At 61.3% G+C, this 16,716-nt stretch carries 17 protein-coding genes; 7 read left to right on the forward strand and 10 right to left on the reverse strand.

The window, feature by feature from the left end; genetic code table 11:
* Positions 1-65: 65 nt before the first annotated feature.
* On the reverse strand, positions 66-1,247 hold the full coding sequence (locus LJF34_RS13180) for a TrkA C-terminal domain-containing protein (RefSeq protein WP_231185474.1): 1,182 nt from the start codon (positions 1,245-1,247) through the stop codon (positions 66-68).
* Positions 1,247-2,431, reverse strand: a complete 1,185-nt coding sequence (locus LJF34_RS13185) for a TrkA C-terminal domain-containing protein (RefSeq protein ID WP_231185475.1) — start codon at positions 2,429-2,431, stop codon at positions 1,247-1,249. Before LJF34_RS13185 ends, LJF34_RS13180 begins: the two co-directional genes overlap by 1 nt.
* 163 nt (positions 2,432-2,594) lie before the next feature.
* Here LJF34_RS13185 and LJF34_RS13190 point away from each other — a divergent pair, with 163 nt between their 5' ends.
* Positions 2,595-3,776 (forward strand): NAD-binding protein, encoded by a 1,182-nt coding sequence (locus LJF34_RS13190; RefSeq protein ID WP_231185476.1) that lies wholly within the window; start codon positions 2,595-2,597, stop codon positions 3,774-3,776.
* Between the two features lie 33 nt (positions 3,777-3,809).
* Here LJF34_RS13190 and LJF34_RS13195 read toward each other — a convergent pair whose 3' ends face one another.
* The 3 genes from LJF34_RS13195 to LJF34_RS13205 form a co-directional block, all read right to left on the reverse strand.
* Positions 3,810-5,294: an HPP family protein gene (locus tag LJF34_RS13195; protein ID WP_231185477.1), complete on the reverse strand. Its 1,485-nt coding sequence runs from the start codon at positions 5,292-5,294 to the stop codon at positions 3,810-3,812.
* Between the two features lie 56 nt (positions 5,295-5,350).
* A complete protein-coding gene (locus LJF34_RS13200) occupies positions 5,351-7,219 on the reverse strand; it encodes a chloride channel protein (RefSeq protein WP_231185478.1) in 1,869 nt (622 codons plus the stop codon).
* 327 nt (positions 7,220-7,546) lie between these two features.
* Positions 7,547-8,278 carry a nucleoside phosphorylase gene (locus LJF34_RS13205; protein ID WP_231185479.1) on the reverse strand — a complete coding sequence of 244 codons (732 nt, stop codon included), beginning with the start codon at positions 8,276-8,278 and terminating at the stop codon, positions 7,547-7,549.
* Positions 8,279-8,560: 282 nt separating this feature from the next.
* Between LJF34_RS13205 and LJF34_RS13210 the strand changes: the two genes are divergently transcribed.
* On the forward strand, positions 8,561-8,989 hold the full coding sequence (locus LJF34_RS13210) for a hypothetical protein (RefSeq protein ID WP_231185480.1): 429 nt from the start codon (positions 8,561-8,563) through the stop codon (positions 8,987-8,989).
* A gap of 61 nt (positions 8,990-9,050) precedes the next feature.
* Here LJF34_RS13210 and LJF34_RS13215 read toward each other — a convergent pair whose 3' ends face one another.
* The 3 genes from LJF34_RS13215 to LJF34_RS13225 all read right to left on the reverse strand — a co-directional run bounded on the left by LJF34_RS13215 (position 9,051) and on the right by LJF34_RS13225 (position 11,258).
* The gene (locus LJF34_RS13215) at positions 9,051-9,869 is read right to left on the reverse strand and encodes a hypothetical protein (protein ID WP_231185481.1); all 819 of its coding nucleotides are present in this window, start codon (positions 9,867-9,869) and stop codon (positions 9,051-9,053) included.
* Between the two features lie 359 nt (positions 9,870-10,228).
* Positions 10,229-10,693, reverse strand: coding sequence for a DUF5812 family protein (locus LJF34_RS13220; RefSeq protein ID WP_231185482.1), 465 nt, complete (start codon positions 10,691-10,693; stop codon positions 10,229-10,231).
* A gap of 46 nt (positions 10,694-10,739) precedes the next feature.
* The gene (locus LJF34_RS13225; RefSeq protein ID WP_231185483.1) at positions 10,740-11,258 is read right to left on the reverse strand and encodes a hypothetical protein; all 519 of its coding nucleotides are present in this window, start codon (positions 11,256-11,258) and stop codon (positions 10,740-10,742) included.
* 139 nt (positions 11,259-11,397) lie between these two features.
* On the opposite strand from LJF34_RS13225, the gene LJF34_RS13230 reads away from it, so the two are divergent.
* Together LJF34_RS13230 and LJF34_RS13235 are read left to right on the forward strand one after the other, a co-directional pair.
* Positions 11,398-11,997, forward strand: a complete 600-nt coding sequence (locus LJF34_RS13230) for an NUDIX domain-containing protein (RefSeq protein WP_231185484.1) — start codon at positions 11,398-11,400, stop codon at positions 11,995-11,997.
* A gap of 143 nt (positions 11,998-12,140) precedes the next feature.
* Positions 12,141-12,596 carry a GNAT family N-acetyltransferase gene (locus LJF34_RS13235; RefSeq protein ID WP_231185485.1) on the forward strand — a complete coding sequence of 152 codons (456 nt, stop codon included), beginning with the start codon at positions 12,141-12,143 and terminating at the stop codon, positions 12,594-12,596.
* A gap of 135 nt (positions 12,597-12,731) precedes the next feature.
* Here the strand turns inward: LJF34_RS13235 and pdxS are convergent, their stop codons facing one another.
* Complete coding sequence (gene pdxS, locus LJF34_RS13240; protein WP_231185486.1) at positions 12,732-13,640, reverse strand: pyridoxal 5'-phosphate synthase lyase subunit PdxS; 909 nt, start codon at positions 13,638-13,640, stop codon at positions 12,732-12,734.
* 107 nt (positions 13,641-13,747) lie between these two features.
* Between pdxS and LJF34_RS13245 the strand changes: the two genes are divergently transcribed.
* Genes LJF34_RS13245 through LJF34_RS13255 form a run of 3 tightly spaced genes read left to right on the forward strand, consistent with a single transcriptional unit; the run spans position 13,748 to position 15,171 of the window.
* The gene (locus LJF34_RS13245; protein ID WP_231185487.1) at positions 13,748-14,461 is read left to right on the forward strand and encodes a DUF1405 domain-containing protein; all 714 of its coding nucleotides are present in this window, start codon (positions 13,748-13,750) and stop codon (positions 14,459-14,461) included.
* A gap of 37 nt (positions 14,462-14,498) precedes the next feature.
* Positions 14,499-14,720 carry an AbrB/MazE/SpoVT family DNA-binding domain-containing protein gene (locus LJF34_RS13250; protein WP_231185488.1) on the forward strand — a complete coding sequence of 74 codons (222 nt, stop codon included), beginning with the start codon at positions 14,499-14,501 and terminating at the stop codon, positions 14,718-14,720.
* Positions 14,710-15,171, forward strand: a complete 462-nt coding sequence (locus LJF34_RS13255) for a type II toxin-antitoxin system VapC family toxin (RefSeq protein WP_231185489.1) — start codon at positions 14,710-14,712, stop codon at positions 15,169-15,171. Before LJF34_RS13250 ends, LJF34_RS13255 begins: the two co-directional genes overlap by 11 nt.
* A gap of 72 nt (positions 15,172-15,243) precedes the next feature.
* On the opposite strand, the gene LJF34_RS13260 is transcribed toward LJF34_RS13255, so the two are convergent.
* Positions 15,244-16,137: a DUF6293 family protein gene (locus LJF34_RS13260; protein ID WP_231185490.1), complete on the reverse strand. Its 894-nt coding sequence runs from the start codon at positions 16,135-16,137 to the stop codon at positions 15,244-15,246.
* Positions 16,138-16,716: the final 579 nt, after the last annotated feature.

Below are 16,716 nucleotides of genomic sequence, written 5' to 3' on the forward strand. Positions count from 1 at the left end.
TACCGTCTCCGTCACCATCGCAACCACTGCTTCGCTCACCATCGGACCGGAATGGCCTCGGTATCCTATATAAGATCAGGGGTTATCCCCTCGACCGTGGCGTCCGCTGCGTGTTCGATTTCACGCAACCGAGTCGGTTGGACCACGGCGTACAGTGCGTCCCCGGGTTCGAGAACGCGACTCCGTGGGGGAAGCACCTCGACGGGGTCGCCGTCGGGGCGAACCGCGACGACGGTCATGTCGAGGCCGCCGACGGGGACGCCGACGAGGCCGCTCCGCGGGGAGACGGTGACGACGGCCATCGTCTCGTCCGCCGACCGAAGTCGCGTTGCAAACACCTGCTCGGGGCGCGATTCGACGGGAAACGTCACCAATCGGTAACGGTGTGTCGCGTCGAGTTTCGTCGCCTCGGCTTCGTCCACCGCGAGCGTCACGACGTCGCCGACGACGCCGCGGATTTCGCCGGTCGTCACCCGGGTCGGAGCACTGTCGTCCGTGTCGTCATCGTCAGCGTCGTGCCGCCATACGGCGACCGAATCGCCGATTCCGGCGCTGAACGCGGGGTCGGCACGAACTGCAACGGCGACGGTTCCCGGTGCGAGCAGCGGTCCGAGCCCCACGACACGCCCGCCGAGCGCGAGGTAGTCGATACGGCCGTCGTCGGTGAGGTCGATATCCACGTGTCCGACGCCGTAGTCGTCTTTCAGTCGGGAGACGATCCGGTCCCGGAGTTCCGTGACGGTGAGGCCGCGGGGAAACACGAACGACGACCCGGCGATTTCGGCTTTCCTCTCGCTCGAAACGGTATCGTGACCGTCCATGTCGTCGATGTGTTCGGGGAGCGTGACCGTGACGACGCGACCGACCGTTTGGACGAGTCGGCTCACGTCGTCGGTTCCAGTTCCACCCGTGAGGGCTACCATGTCCGTCGCCGCCCAGTCGCCAACGCGGACGCTTCCGAGGGCGGTCAGCCCCGCGACGAGAAACGAGACGACCGTAATCAGCGCGTTCGTGAATGTAAGCATGTCCTGACTCCCGTCGAGGATGAACGGCTGGAGCGTCCGCCACGTTCCGAGCCAGATACCCACGGCCCCGACGCCCGCGAGTACCGCGAGGCCGCTCGGTACCCGCTCGCGGGTGTACCACCGATGGAGGAACGCGACCGCACCGGCGGCCGCACCCGAGAGGAGTCCGAGACCGACGATATGGACGAACGCGTCCACGATGCTCGCCGCCAACAGGGGCATCAGGCGACCACCGCCGAAAACCGCCGAATCGACTCGTCGTCGCCGACAACGTACAGGTCGTCACCGGCCTCGAGGGCGGTCGTTCCGGGCGGTGCGACCGTCCAGTCACCGTCCCGTTCGAGCGCGAGTACCGCCACGCCGTACGTCGCCCGAACCGAGGCGGCACCGAGCGTCAGGCCGTCGAACTCGCTTCCCGCGCGAATCGAAACCCGCTCCCAGCGCTTACCCGCGCGTCGGAGGAGGCGGATGAGTTCGAACTCGTAGCGCGTGCCCCGCGACTCGACGCGGAGTTTGGTCGGCGTGTCGTCGAGAAGTCGGCGTGCCTCCCCGTTCGAGACGGCGACCGTGACGCGGCCGTCCCCACCATTGGTGGTCGGCGTGGGAGCGGATGGAGCATCCGTATCTTCGTTCGCGCCACCGCCACCGTTCGTTTTGGCGCTCAGTACGGTGCCGCCTATCTCCTCGTCTCCGAGCGAGAAGACGACGGTATCGCTGCGCGACAGCCCCGTCGGTACGAGGGTGTCCACGGAAACCGCACGTTTTCCGGGCGGGACGCGACGGGAAAGCGATCCTTCCGGCGGTGCCGCGTTCACCGTCGCCGTCGCCCGTGCGTCGATTTCGACGGCCACGTCCGCGAGGTCGTAGTCGGTTCGAAGGCGGTCCGCCAGTCGGGATTCCAGTTCCGGGATGGGCAAATCGCCGGGGAACGTCCATTCGTCCTCGGCGATGGCCGCTCGGAGGTCGTCGGGAAGCGGCGGATACCCCTCGATGTCGCCGACGTCACCCGTCGCTCGCACGCGGACCTGACCGAACCGTCCGACGCGTTCGATGACGTCGCTCGACAGGCGGTTTTCGCGCAACTGTCGAAAGCCGATTCGGCGGGGAAACGTCGACCCCATCGAATCCCCCTTGGCGTGGGCGTACTGGCTCGACAGCATCACGACGACGAGCGCGACGACGATGATAGGAGACTGGCCGATGGCCGGGTCGAGGAGGCCGAGTAGCCCGCCCTGCACGCCCGCGATGGCGACGCAAAGGACGACGACGCCGAATCCGGGAACGGAGACGCCAGTCACGTACCGGAAGACGAACCCGAGCGTCCACGCGACGAGGGCGGGAACGACGCCGGTCAGCGCCCCGAGATAGAGCCCGAAGAGGACCTGCACCGGCAGCGAATAGCTCATACCGTGGCACAAACGGTCGAATACCAAAGACGTACCGACGGGTTTCGTCATCGAAGGAGCAGGTTTCGGTTGCACCGTCGCCGCGTACCGACGATACGTACCTCCGGAAGGGTGACCGTTCGGCCACCCCATTTATCGCGGCGGCCGTCGCACGAACTGTCGTATGGAGGGGGGTCTCCGGCGGCGGTTCACGTCGGCACGCGTAGCGGTGTGGTTAGTCATCGGGGTCGCGCTGCTATCGATAGCGACCGGACTCGTCACGACTGCGGCGGGATCGACCGGCGGCGGACTGTTCGGCGGACTGGTTCCGCTGGCCATCCGTCAAACGACCACGTACACCGGCACCATCGTCGGTTTCCTGCTGCTCATCGCGGCGATGGGATTGGGTCGGGGATTCCGAGCCGCGTGGTACGCATGTGCGCTGTTGGTTCCGGTTACGGTCGTCCACGGGCTCCTCCAATCGACTCCGTACTCGCTCCCGCTCGTCGCCTTCGCGCTCGTGACGGTACCCGTACTGTTCGTCGTTCGGGGGCGGTTCCAGCGATCGATGGAACTCTCCACCGCCCAGATAGCCACGGCGGCCGCCGTTGTCGGCGCGCAGTTGTACGGCACCATCGGGGCCTACGCGCTGCAGGACCAGTTCAGGAACCTCGAAACGTGGTTCGACGCGTTCTACTTCACCCTGCTCACCGCCAGCACGGTCGGCTACGGAAGCGTGCAACCGACCACGACCGTCGCCCGTGCGTTCAGTATGACCGTCATCGTCTTCGGAACCGGCAGTTTCGCGGCGGCGCTGGGCATCCTCTTCGCGCCCATCGTGCAGAACAGCTTCGCCAGCGCGCTCGGCAAATCATCCACCTCGAACATCGACCTCATGGAAGACCACTTGCTCGTCCTCGGCTACGGACACCTGCTCACGGAATCGATACTCGACGAACTCGACGGTTCGACCGAATACGTCGTCGTCGCGGAGGATACGGACCTCGTCGACGAACTGCGCGAACGGAAGAAGACGGTCGTCCACGGCGACCCGAGCGACGAGGACGTCCTCGAACGTGTCGGCATCGACCGGGCGAAATCGGTACTCGTCGCCACGGAGGACGACGCCGCCGACTCGCTCGCCGTGCTGACCGCTCGACAGTTGAACGCGGACGTTCGAATCGTGGCCGCCGCCACCGACCGTGAGAACGTACAAAAGCTGCGTCGGGCGGGTGCGGATATCGTCGTCAGTCCGGCGCTCATCGGTCGCATGCTCGTTCGGGCGGCGCTCGATGGGGACCACGTCGAGGAGCTGGCCGACCAGTTGGCGGGTGAACCGTCGAACAAGACGCTGGACGACTTCTGATAGCGCTCGAAGAGCTCCTTCGGACGACGGGGGTCAGCCCCGATGGACGACGGCCACGTCGCAGTCGACGTCGTGAAGACGCTCGAACGTCGGCGGGGAGATGAACCGCGACGCGGCGCTTCGGTCGGTACTCGCCCCGATGATGACGAGGTCGTAATGGTCGTCGTTCGCGGTGAGGAAGTCGTCGATGTCCCGCCGCGAGATGCGCGTCTCGAACGACCCCGAGAACGCCTCCACGAGGTCCGCCAGGGTGGATTCGGCTCGCCGTCGTTTCGACTCGCTGTCGATGCAGGTACAGACGCTCACCGTCCCGGTCGCTCCGGCGAGCCGTCGGGCGAAGTCGATCATCGCGTGGGCGGTATCACCCGCCCGTCTGATGGGAACGAGAACCCGCTTCCACTGGTAGTCCCGAACGTCTACCGAGTCCGCGCCCGGGGCGGGACGATAGACGATGGCGTCGATGCGTCCGCGAAACAGTTTGCGAACGAACGGCGACAGGCCGCCGTGTTTCTCCTCGTAGGGTGCGACCACGAGGTCACAGTTCGTCTCGCGGGCGGTCCGCAGTATCGTCCGGGACTCGTTCGTCCCGTCCCCGGCGACGACGACTTCACAGGGAACTCCCATCCGGGTTCGAATCCGTTGGGCCCGTCGTTCGAGGTCGGTGGCCACGTCGTCCGCCGCGTGCGTTTCGGCCACCTCATCGGTTTCGAGGTCGGTGGCCTGTCCCCTGACGAGCGTCGGGTCTTCGTCCTGCACTTCGGCGGTTTCCCGCACCTCCTCGATGGCGTCCTCGTCCACGATATCCACCAGCACGACCTTCCCGGCGTCGTGTGCGGACGCCAGTTTCGCGCCGAACATCGCCGCGTCCTCGGCGTACTCCCCCCGCATCGGAACCAGGACGTGGTCGTCGCCCTTCGTGGACTGATACAGGTAGCGCGAGCGTTTCTGGTAGAACTCGGTGTGCCAGACGCTGAAGACGGAGACGACGATGAGACTCGAAAGAATGACGCTCGCCACGTAGCTCGGCTCGTGAACGCCGACGACGACGGCGAGGAGCGACGTCGAGAACGCCGCCGGGAGTTCGAGCGAGAGCGCCCATGTCGCCGCGATGGTCAGAAAGACGGCCAGCCCCGCAGTGATGGGATGAGCCTGCAACGGCTGGATTGTCGGCACGTGAAGGAACGTCTCGGAGAAGTAAACCGAAAACCAACCACAGACCGCGCCCGTCCCGAGGCCGCCGACGAAGTTCCGGGGTGAGGCATAGCGGCCGTCGGGGTCACTGAACAGGGTGTAGGTTCCCGAGGCGAGGGGTGGATAGAGGAGAAACGATAGCTCCGCGACGCGGTCTGAAAGCGCCGTAATTCCCGCTATCAGGACGGGAAGGGCGACCATGGCTGTCAGATGGCGGAGGTTCGCGCTCGTCTCCAACCAGCGGCGAAACTCCTCGGTTTCGCGGCGTCTAACGCGGCGAGCACGCGACACCGACCGTTCGAATACCGACCACAACCAGTTGCGCATCAACGAATGGTTTCCCAGCGTGAACTATATTCGTTCCTGCCGTCTCGCATCGAGTATCAGTCCTGTTTGCCGGCGCTGACGTTGGCGAGTTTCGATTCGGCGACGACCGGAATGTCGACATCGGTCCCGCGAGTCAATTCGGGGATGTTGTCGTAGGCGTCGAGGATGTCGCTCCGGGTGACGATACCGACGAGGTGGTCGTCCTCGCCGACGATGGGGATGCGGCCGACGTCCAACTTTTCCATGATGTCAACGACGGAGAGCAGGTTCGCGGACGGCGGAACCGTCAACACGTCGGTCGTCCCGATCTTCTCCACCGGGACGCGCTCCTCGTCGGGAAGGTCGATTTCCTCGTTACCCTCGATGGTGTGGATGATGGAGTTGGTGAGTTCGGATTCGAGGTCGGTCAGCGTCATGATGCCGGCTAAACCGCCGTCCTCGCCGACGATGGGGAGTCCGTGGTGTTTCGTCCGCTGGAACATGAGGAGGGCGTCCTCGCAACTGTCACCGGCGTTCAGCGTATCCACGTCGGTCGTCATCACGTCCTTCGCCGTCAGATCTTCCAGACTACCGATACGACGTTCCTGTACCGTGATTCCCTTATCGCGGAGTTTCTCGGTGTAAATCGTCCCGCGGTTGAGCAGTCGTTGGGTGACGACGCTCCCGATGACGGTGACGACGAGGAGCGGGAGGATGATGGTGTACTGGCCGGTCAACTCGAAGATGATGAGCGTCGCCGTCAGCGGCGCGCGGGCCGTCGCCGCGAACACGCCGCCCATGCCGACGAGCGCGTAGGCACCCGGTCCCGCGGTGCCGGGGAAGAGCATGCTCGCGATGATACCGAAACCGCCGCCGATCATCGCGCCGATGTAGAGGCCGGGCGAGAAGACCCCGCCGGAACTACCGCTTCCGACGGAGAACGAAAAGGCGAGCAACTTCAGAATCGCCAGCGCGAGGATGATTTTCAGCGTCAGGTCGCCCGCGATGGCCGAGTGGATGGTCGCGTATCCGACGCCGAACAGCCAATCCGCGGTCGTCAGCGCCGACTCGTGGAGCATGACGGTGCTGATGAGAACGGTGGTACCGAGGAGCAGACCGCCGATGGCGGGTTTCACGTACTCGGGCAGGTCGAGGCGTTCGAAGACGTGTTCGGTGCCGTACAGCATCTTGACGACGGCGGCACCGGACAGGCCGATGAGGAAGCCCAATCCGATGTAGAGGGGGAACTCGACGACTGGCGTGACCATGTGGTAATCGACGGGAACGAGGAACGCCCGGACGCCGGGATTCGGCGTGAATTCGAGGATGGTCCGCGCGACGGTCGTGGACATCACGGACGCGAGGACGACGACGATGACGTTTTGGAGGTAGTACTCGGCGAGCAGGATTTCCAACGAGAACATGACCCCCGCCAACGGCGCGTTGAACGTCCCGGCGATACCCGCCGCCGCCCCCGCCGCCACCAACGTCCGGGTGTACTTCTGGTCCATGAAGCGTCCGAAGAAAGACCCCGCCGCGCTCCCGATTTGGATGATCGGTCCTTCACGACCCAGCGACCCGCCGCTGCCGATGGCGAGCGAGGAGGCGACCGTCTTGTACACCGAAATCTTCGGGTCGATTTTCCCCCCGCGAACGAGCATCGATTCCATGACTTTCGGGACGCCGTGGCCCTTCACCTCGGGCGTCGTCAGGATGACGATGACCCCGACGAGAAGCCCGCCGATCGCGGGGAGCAAGAGAAACCGTCCGGGACCGAGAAACGACAGAATTCCGAACACGTTGGGAACGTCGATCAGTTCGAATTCGACGTTTCCCGGGTTGAGTGTTTTTCCGAAAAAGACCTCCTGTGCCGCCCAAATCGTGAAACGAAAAACGACCGCGCCGAGTCCGGCGATGATTCCGATGACGATCGCGATACAGTTCATCTGGATTTCTTCATCGCGGAGCGATAACCCACGTGAGCCATCACCCGCGCTTGATTTCGACCGGGAGAGGATAGGTAACGAACTCAATAACCCCATTTGTGTGTCTATTGCGAGCGAGGGGGGATTTCCCTTTCGATATGCAGACGAACGAAAAAGTACACATTCATAAACCTAATCCCGGGAAAGAGATATCGTTTTCAAACTTCACGCCACGCCCAACGATACCGACAGCGGAACTTCTCACGCCGACCCGCAATCGTCCAATACCGGGTATCGGGCCACCGACGAGGACGTCGATGAGTCGTCGGTGTGGACGGGACCCCTGCTTCACGCCAGTGAGACGACGGCGTCGAGCGTGATGCGAATCGCGCGTTCGACGTTGTTCTTCGCCTTCTCGGGGAGTTCGTCGTCCTCGGTATCGGTCCCCTTCTGCGTTCCCTTCACGAGGTTGCCGTCCACGGTGCAGATGGCTCCCGAACGCATGCCCTTGCGCCGCGCGACGGAGAAGACGGCGGCCGCCTCCATCTCGACGGAGAGGATGTTCGCCTCCTCCCACGACCGAACGTACTCGTCGGTTTCCGCGTAGAAGGCGTCGTCGGACGCGATGGGGCCGACGTGAACGTCCTCGTCGTTGCTTTCAGCGGAATCGACCAGCGCCGAGAGGACGTGATAGTCCGGGACGGCGGGGTAGGTGTCCTTCTCGTAGCGGCGGGTCGTCCCCTCGTCCTTCGCCGCGCCCGTGGCGACGACCATGTCGCCGATTTCGATGTCCTCCTGGAGCGCGCCGGTCGTCCCGACGCGGATGACGGTGTCGACGCCGACGGCGTGCATCTCCTCGATGGCGATGGTCGCGGACGGACAGCCGATTCCGGTCGAGCAGATGGTCAGCGGGGTGCCCTCGTACTCCGCGTTGACGACCTTGTACTCGCGGTTCTCGGAGACGACTTCCGAGGAGTCACACTGCGCCGCGATTCGGTCAACGCGCCCCGGGTCGCCCGGAATCAACGCGATGTCGTTCAGGTCGCCCTCGTCAACGAGCAGATGTGGTTGGGTTGCCATGGACGAGGGTTTTTGGGGTGAGGTAGAAAAGAGTAGCTGTAGCGGGTCAGGATGTCACTTTCTTCGCGGATGAGTTCGCCGATGCCGTGTTTCATCACCGTTTTCCCGAGCGAGGTGGCGACGTAGTATGAATAAGGGCTGTCAGCGCCGCGCTCCTTGCGGTTTTGAATATAGACTAATAGTATAATACATAATATATAATATATACTTACAGATAAGAATTAATAGTGACACGATAGTTTAATTAACAATAATTATATGAATGGGTGCAATATCGCTAGTATGTCCGCCCTATACAAACGGCGAAAAGTCCTCTATGGAGCATGCGCAGTCTTTTTTGCGGGTTGTCTCGGTGAAGATAGTGGAGACAAAAGCATTTGTACCTACTCGACGAAACGTGCGTTCAAGACGGATGCGATTACAGCGCTCAAGTATCAGGGGGATTCTGTCAAACGAGACACTGACGATGGAACGGTAACGGTGTTTCAAATTACAACTACTCTGGAAATCGAACCGAAGTCTGTAGGGAAGATTACGGTCTACTCAGAAAATGGTTCCAAAATCACCACATCAAAGGTGACAGAGAAGCAAACAGACGTTACTTGGGACGTGGGAAATCGACGTCCTACTGGAGAAACGTACGAAATGGTCGCCTACCAGAATGGCAAGAGAATCGATAGTAGTACGATTCGTGCCAAATGTGGCAACTGAGTAATTAGCACTTATCAAAGATATTAACCGCGAAACAATAAAACAGGTGTTGAGATGTTTTTCAGTAGAAGCAGTCGAGGGTAGTGTTCAGTAGCGTTCTCCAGTGCCAGCTTAGCTTACCCGATGAAATCGAAGAGTCACTGGTCGTGAGAAGTGAAAGGCCATTCATAATCTCCGTTCCGTTATCACCTTTGCTGCAACCGGTGAATTCCAGCTGGTATTTTGATCCGGACCCGGTCGCAGTTTGATTGGTCGTGCGAACCGTTCCACCGCCAACCGTCACGGTCGTACCGAGCGACATGCTCCCTGCACCGTATCCGGCACCGATTCCCACGTTGATGTCTTGACCTCCACCAGAGATCGAATCCTGTGGCTGATACGTGAACAAAGACCAGTCGGATGGGAGGTTAATGAAATTCTCCATCTTTTCAACTTTAGTATTCCAACTGGTAATCTCCGGTCCAAAGTCCGCCCTCGACATGTGCCACAAGATGTAGACATTGTCACCGCTTGAGGATTTGTAATCTCCTTTGTATACGGAAACCATATGACGGGTTTCGCCGATGATTTCGTCGTAAGTGTTTCCTTTGATCGTCCGAACGTTGGAGTCCCACGTATCCTCAAGAGTAACGTTGGTGGGGTCGCTAGGCGACGTTGAAAGAGCACTAATGGTCGACTCTTGTGGGGGAACAACCTTCGCTGCGACATCAGGATCCGATTCGAGATATTGTTTTTGAGTGTAGCTTTCCAGTTCTTGATCACTCATTGCGTTAGCAGAATCGAGCGTGATCGTCCCGCTGACTTCACCTAAGTCATCACGGTTGTCTACAGACTCGTCGCTTGCTGCACCGAGTCCCGGGACGATTCCTAGGCTTCCCACAATAGCCGATGTTTTCAGGACATTACGTCGATTGATGTTTTCAGGACATTACGTCGATTGATGTTTTCATTATTTGAATCGATCATCATGCCATTATAATTTTATATTTATAATTACATATTTAATATACGTTAGAATATTGCATTTCCAAATAAATAATATATTGCTAAATAGTATGATTTTTACATGAATTCATATAATTACTGATTGGATTCACATAAGATTGTTTCACTTTTATATACACGGTGAACATAATTCCTATGTTGCACCGAAATTCCAGTTTAGCTCACGCTGTATAAGACAACTGTAACCGAAGCTTCTGACTCGTCCGTCACGACAAGCGAACAAAATGGACGAACCTATGGCAAATACCGAACGCTCACCGTTCCGTCCTCCGACCGCACCTCCACGCGATTCACGCCGAGTCGGGCCGCACGCGAGAGCGTTCCCTCGTCGTCCAGCACGTCGGCCACGGCGTCTTCGGTTTCCTCCGACGGGACCGACAGGACGTGAATCTCGCCGATTCCGGCGCGTTCGGTGCGTTCCAAGTCGCCAACCCCCTGTTCGGCGGCGATGTCCCGCTCGTGGCTCGTCGGCGGTTCGTCGCTCTCGTGAACCGTGAGGGGTCGCCGGTCGTCGATTTCGACGACGGACCACGTCACCTCCATCGGGGGTTCGGGTTCGACCGTCGCCTCGACGGCGTCGTCCGCTTCGACGCCGGGGTTGCTCGACAGGGTGTGTACCTGTCCGTCGTGAACGTCCTTCAACACCGCCGAGTCGTCTTCGGCGTGTGTGACGAGGAACGTGCTCGTCTTTTCGGTCATGGCCGGGAGTATGTCGCGGTGCCTTTTCCGGGTTGCGCTCCGTCCGCTACCGCAAAAACCGATGGAGGGCGAAGATGAGCAACGCCGCGGCGAGGGGTGGGAGGAGACCCGACAACTGCGGGAGCGAGTAGAGGAAACGTCCGAGCGCACCGGCGTTCGCCGACTGGTACTGTGACGGAACGGAGATGACGACGCCGACGTACAGCGAAATCAGAAAGAGGACACCCGAAAGCGCGAGGCTGGAATCGTACTTCGCATCGTCCCCTTCGTCGCGTCGGTGCCGACGAGCCACGAACAGGACGGGCGCGAAGAGCGGGCCGAGGACGAAGAGCGCGATGACGCCGAGAAAGGCGTTCGACGTCGTCTCCAGCGCGGAGTGGCCGAGCGTGAGGTAGAACCAGCGCACCAGCGCGAGGACGAACGTGAACGCGAGGAGTATCCCGAGAACGAAGCTCAAGATGACGTACAACCGGAAAACGAGCGAGTCCGAGACGCGAAAGCTGTAACGGAACGCGCCAAACAACCCGGAGTAGTCCTCCTCTCCGGCGGTAGCGGCGTCGGTCATTGGGCGATACTCGAACTCGCGCGAAGGTAAATGGCGCGACTTCGGGTCGATAGGACACCGTCACGAATTCGGTCGTAACACGAGTTCGCCTCGAACGATTTCCGAAGAACGTTTGAAACGGATGGTTCTCTATTGCGGTATGAGCACTGACAACGCCGCCGACTCGACGGGTGGAACCGCGGAGAGCGCCGAGACTGAAGAGCGCCACAAGAACGCCCGCCAGAACGTCGTCGCCGTGGACGGCGACGACAACGAAGTGGACATCGTGAACCGACTCGACGCCCACATGGGCGACGGTATCCGCCACCGAGCGTTCACCGCCCTCATCTTCGACGAGGACGACAACATCCTCCTCGCACAGCGTTCGCCGACGAAGCGCCTCTGGGACACCTACTGGGACGGCACCGTCGCGTCCCACCCCGAACCCGGTCAGTCACAAGAGGCGGCCACGCGGCAGCGTCTCGAAGATGAACTCGGCGTCTCGCCCGACCAGTACGACGACCTACGTGTGACGGACGCGTTCGAGTACAAGCGATACTATCCGCAGGAAGGCGTCGAACACGAGGTCTGTTCCGTCCTCAAACTCACCCTGACGGACAAATCGCTCGACCCCGTCGAGGAGGAAGTCGGCGGCGTGATGTGGGTCCCCTACGAGCGCCTGTACGAGAACCCGCGCTGGTACCGCCAACTGCGTCTCTGCCCGTGGTTCGAAATCGCCATGCGGCGGGACTTCGAATAAACGTCCGACTCGTCCAGTTATCGGTTTTTCCGTGCCTCCTCTCGTCGTCGGCGACGCCACCGAGGAAGCCGCCGAGCAGCCGTGCTAACGGTCCCCAATGTATCAAAAGAGCATTGTTTCGGCGCGAAAAACCGGTGTGACGAATGGGTCGCGTTCGAAACCTCACGCCCGACGACGCCCGCGAACTGACCGAACTGTACGAGGAGTACGAGTGGTGGGAGGACCGGAGCGTGGAGGGGGTTCGAAACGCGCTCTCGGAAACCGAAGTCGCCGTCGGCGTCGAGTGCGAGACCCCCGAGTCCCGTGACGGCGACCTCGTGGCCGCCGCGCGGGTGTTGACCGACTACACGTACTACGCGAACGTGTTCGACGTCATCGTCACCGCCGACCGCCGCGGCGAAGGATTCGGCAATGAACTCATGGAAGCGGTCGTGGGCCATCCCGACCTCCAGAGCGTCGTCGGTCTCTCCCTGCTCTGCCGTCGCGGACTGGTGCCCTACTACGAATCGGTCGGTTTCGAACTGTTCGACCCCGAGATGGAGGTTCCGGAGGGCGGCGTGGAGACGCTGGTTCGAATGACCTACGCGCAAACCGACTGATACTCGGACAAACCGACCGACGCGGTCGTCATTCGTTCCGAATCGAAATCGGGAAAACGCGGGGAGAATGCAGGGAAAACGCAAGAAAGCGAGGAGAACACAGGGAAACGCGGCGAGAACGTGTCAGTGCGTCGCTCAGTTTCCGCGACCCTGCATCTTCTCTTCGTCGGGCAGGTCCACGTTGGCCTCGCCCTTCATGCCCGAGCCGATGTCCTTGCTGATGTCGGCGAGGCGCTCCGGGTCGTCCCAGTTGTTCGTCGCTTCCACGATGGCGTTGCCCATCAGCACGGGGTCCTCTGCACCGAAGATGCCCGACCCGACGAAGATGCCGTCACAGCCGTGGTGCATCATCAGCGCCGCGTCGGCGGGCGTCGCGATGCCGCCCGCCGCGAAGTTGACGACCGGCAGTCGGCCCGCTTCCGCGGTTTCGTGGACGAGTTCCGCGGGCGCTTCGAGGTCGCGGGCGAGCATCTCGCGCTCCTCGTGGGTCTTTCCCTGAAGCTCACGAATCGCACCCTTGATGGTTCGCTGGTGGTGGACGGCTTGGTTCACGTCGCCCGTCCCGGCCTCGCCCTTGGTTCGGATCATCGCCGCTCCCTCGTTGATGCGGCGGAGCGCCTCGCCGAGGTTGCGCGCGCCGCAGACGAACGGCGAGGTGAATTCGCGCTTGTCGATGTGGTACTTCTCGTCCGCCGGGGTGAGCACCTCGGACTCGTCGATCATGTCCACGCCGATGGATTCGAGGATTTGGGCCTCCGTCGTGTGGCCGATTCGCGCCTTGCCCATCACCGGAATCGACACTTCGTCGATGATCTCCTCGACGTCGGCGGGGTCGGCCATTCGCGCCACGCCGCCGCGTTTTCGGATGTCCGCCGGGACGGCTTCGAGCGCCATGACGGCGACCGCGCCCGCGTCCTCCGCGATGCGGGCCTGTTCGGGGTTGACGACGTCCATGATGACGCCGCCCTTCTGCATGCGGGCGAAGCCGCGCTTGACCAGTTCCGTGCCGCGCTTCAGTTCCTCGATGTCGGTTGGCTCTGCCATGCATGGCCGTAGCGAAGGGGAGGGTTAAGACGTATCGATTGCGGAACGGCAAATCCGGTGAAACACCAACCGAAGCCTCTTTGCCTCGACAATTCCTCGCCGTGGATATGACGACCCTCCCGCCGCGAGAACGCCTTCCGTGGTACGTCGCACCACTCCCGCAATGGCTGGAGGATTTCGGCTTGCGGATGGCGTGGCCAATCGTGATAATCAACCTCGTCGGCACCGCGTTCGGGTTTTGGTACTACGGCTTCCATCCGTACCCGTTCTCGGACCCCCTGATTACGTGGCAGTTCGCCGCCGAACCGACCTCGATGTGGCTTTTCGTCCCCGACAGTCCGATGGCGACGCTGTTCATCGCGCTCTCGCTCGCCCTGTGGAAACTCGGACGGAACAACGAGTGGGTGAACATGCTCGCCTTCTTCGGCTGTATCCAACTCGGTCTGTGGACGCCGTTCGTGCTGGCGACGTTCTTCTCCGGCTTCATCGGCGTCGGCTGGCCGATGTACGCCTTCCTGTTCTGTAGCCATCTCGCCATGGTCGTGGAGGCGTTCCTCATTCACCGCTACAGCGACTTTCCCGTGGGTGCCGTCTTCGTCGCCGTCGTCTGGTACGGCTTCAACGACCTCGTGGACTACTTCGTTCCCATCGTCGGCACGCCACACCACACGACGCTTCCGGCACAGCAGGAGTTGGTGAACGGTTTCACTCATCCCTCGCCCGTCCACGAAATCGCGGCCGCCGGAGCCGTCACAATCACCCTGCTGGCGACGTTTTTAGCGCTTACGACGCGAATCGAAAAGTTGGAGACGAATCCTTAAGCTTCTTCGGTGGGTATGGTGAGATGGGTGAATTCCAATGGGTGAAGTAGAGATGGACGGCCGGGGGCGTATCACGATACCAAAGGAAGTGCGGAAGCGACTGGGAATGCGACCCGGCGATACGTTCGAGTTCACGACCGACGATGGAGATATCCACCTGCATCCGAAGCGTGAGGGTATCGTAACGATTCGTCGCGGCGAAGACTGGGGCGACGAAGCCTTCCACGATGCCGGGGAGGCGACGTTCGGTGACGAATAGGCTTCTCCTCGACGTGAACGCGCTCGCCATCGCAGTGGTCGATGACCATCCCGGTCATCCGTACGTCGAAAAACGCCTTCGGCCGGGATTCGCTGGCGACGAGACGCTGCTCGTTTTCGACTACCTCCCGCTTCGAGTGCAATGGGTGTTGACCAGTCGGTGGGGAATCGAAACCGTTGCCGCGCGAAACGCGGTTTCGTCGCTTCTCGACCAACCGCTCGAAATCGTGTCGGCAAGCCGTGAGACGATGCTCGAAGCGTACGACATAAGCGCCGACAAGAATCACGACGTGTTCGACAGTCTGTACGTAGCACTGGCACGCGAACACGACGCCGATGAAATCGTCACGACCGATACGGACTTCGACCGGCTCTGTCGAAACGAGGAGTTCGACTATTGTAACCCGGTCCCCGACGATGTGCTCGCCGAGTTTCACGCGGTCAACGACTGACGGTTCCGTCGTTTCAGGAATCGGTGTGAAAAGCGTCCCAGAAGTCTCCTTGCGCGTGTCCCGGAAGTCCCCTTACGCGTCGCCGTTCGTGTGCGACCGCACCCACAGTTCCCCGATTCGTGAGAGGCGGGTGCGGTAGGATTTGCCCTCCTCTTCCTGTTCGATGTAGCCCTTTCCGCCCGGTCCGAGCCTATCGACATTGTAGATGACTTTCGACCGGAAGCTGTCGGTGTATTCCTCGTTCAGGTCGCGGGCCAAGGTCTGGGCGAGTTCGCTCACGCTCTCGAACTGGCCGTGTTCGCCGAGCGTGAACAGGATGAGTTCCTCGAACGGCTTGACGTTCGAGAACGAGGCGACGGGGAGTTCCACGATGTGCCCCGTTCCGACGCGTTTCGCGCCGATGGTCGTTCCGCGCTCGTCGAACTCCGAGAGCAGGTCGCGGGCGCGTTCGAGGTGCGTCTCGATTCTCCCCTCGTCCACCTCGCCGTTCAGCACGGATTCGAGGAGGTTCGTCTCCTCGCGCAGTTCCTCGGCGAGTTCCGTCTCCAAATACTTCTCCGGGGCGGTGTAGTAGGTGTGAATCTTCTCGCGGTCCTCCTGCCGTTCCACCATGATGGAGTGGGCCGCGGTAGCGAAGGCGAAACTCACCGTGCGGGGCATGGCGCTGACATTGACCCACACTTCCCCACCGGCGTCGAGTTCGGCGTTGATGCGGTCGTAAGCCTGTTCGAACGCGGTGTCGTAGTCGTACACGTCCTCAATGACGACGCGCTCGGTTTCCGCGCCGAGGAGGTTCTCGAAGTCCTTGCCCAGCTTTCGTGAGAGGTTGCGAGAGTACTCGACGTTTGCCTCGCTGCCGACCGCACCCTCCAACAGGATGACGCGGTCCACGTCGAGTTGGTCGCGCACGAGGGGCGCGATGAGCCGGTCGTAGTCGAAGCCGACCGGGACGATGTGCGTTTGCATGGGCGGGGATTCTCACGAAACGGGTTTAAAGCCGTCGTCAACGGATTTGGAGGGTGCGAAGGGACGACGCGATTACTTCAAAAACCGTAGACCAGTCGCTACAAGGGAGGTTCGGGGTCGACTCTCACTGCAGAGATGAGAAGTCTCGGAAAGCCCCCGCCCGCTCGCTACGAAAGAATACTGACTCTAGTGTGATTGTAATTACCGAGAAGATGTCTTCGAAAGCCCCCGCCCGGTCGCGGCCACTCGACAACATATCGGGGACCTCTCCACAACGCCCGGTCCCCGATAACGGTCGCCGAGATGACCACGTAAACGCGACCGGGCGGCCCCTTTCAGTCCACCCATACCACGCTTCCGCACAGCACAGCATTAGCCACACCCTCCCCAACCGATTGCGCTCCTCACTTCGTTGCGGTGCTCATCCCTCGCACGCTACAGCGAACCGACGCGGCCGAGAGTGGCCGCATCGTCCCGCCAGCACGCGCCATGGTGGAAGTTCAGATATGCGAAACTGGGCCAACCACTCCGGCGCGTGCGCCAGAAGGTCCGCGGCCAGCGGTCGGCCGCGGACCTGAT

The organism is Haladaptatus sp. DYF46, from assembly GCF_021083305.1.
Lineage (GTDB): Archaea > Halobacteriota > Halobacteria > Halobacteriales > Haladaptataceae > Haladaptatus.

Coding starts and splice junctions, on each gene's coding strand:
- LJF34_RS13180 (WP_231185474.1), bottom strand. CDS start 1,247: ATGCCCCTGTTGGCGGCGAGCATCGTGGACGCGTTCGTCCATATCGTC.
- LJF34_RS13185 (WP_231185475.1), bottom strand. CDS start 2,431: ATGAGCTATTCGCTGCCGGTGCAGGTCCTCTTCGGGCTCTATCTCGGG.
- LJF34_RS13190 (WP_231185476.1), top strand. CDS start 2,595: ATGGAGGGGGGTCTCCGGCGGCGGTTCACGTCGGCACGCGTAGCGGTG.
- LJF34_RS13195 (WP_231185477.1), bottom strand. CDS start 5,294: ATGCGCAACTGGTTGTGGTCGGTATTCGAACGGTCGGTGTCGCGTGCT.
- LJF34_RS13200 (WP_231185478.1), bottom strand. CDS start 7,219: ATGAACTGTATCGCGATCGTCATCGGAATCATCGCCGGACTCGGCGCG.
- LJF34_RS13205 (WP_231185479.1), bottom strand. CDS start 8,278: ATGGCAACCCAACCACATCTGCTCGTTGACGAGGGCGACCTGAACGAC.
- LJF34_RS13210 (WP_231185480.1), top strand. CDS start 8,561: ATGTCCGCCCTATACAAACGGCGAAAAGTCCTCTATGGAGCATGCGCA.
- LJF34_RS13220 (WP_231185482.1), bottom strand. CDS start 10,693: ATGACCGAAAAGACGAGCACGTTCCTCGTCACACACGCCGAAGACGAC.
- LJF34_RS13225 (WP_231185483.1), bottom strand. CDS start 11,258: ATGACCGACGCCGCTACCGCCGGAGAGGAGGACTACTCCGGGTTGTTT.
- LJF34_RS13230 (WP_231185484.1), top strand. CDS start 11,398: ATGAGCACTGACAACGCCGCCGACTCGACGGGTGGAACCGCGGAGAGC.
- LJF34_RS13235 (WP_231185485.1), top strand. CDS start 12,141: ATGGGTCGCGTTCGAAACCTCACGCCCGACGACGCCCGCGAACTGACC.
- pdxS (WP_231185486.1), bottom strand. CDS start 13,640: ATGGCAGAGCCAACCGACATCGAGGAACTGAAGCGCGGCACGGAACTG.
- LJF34_RS13245 (WP_231185487.1), top strand. CDS start 13,748: ATGACGACCCTCCCGCCGCGAGAACGCCTTCCGTGGTACGTCGCACCA.
- LJF34_RS13250 (WP_231185488.1), top strand. CDS start 14,499: ATGGGTGAAGTAGAGATGGACGGCCGGGGGCGTATCACGATACCAAAG.
- LJF34_RS13260 (WP_231185490.1), bottom strand. CDS start 16,137: ATGCAAACGCACATCGTCCCGGTCGGCTTCGACTACGACCGGCTCATC.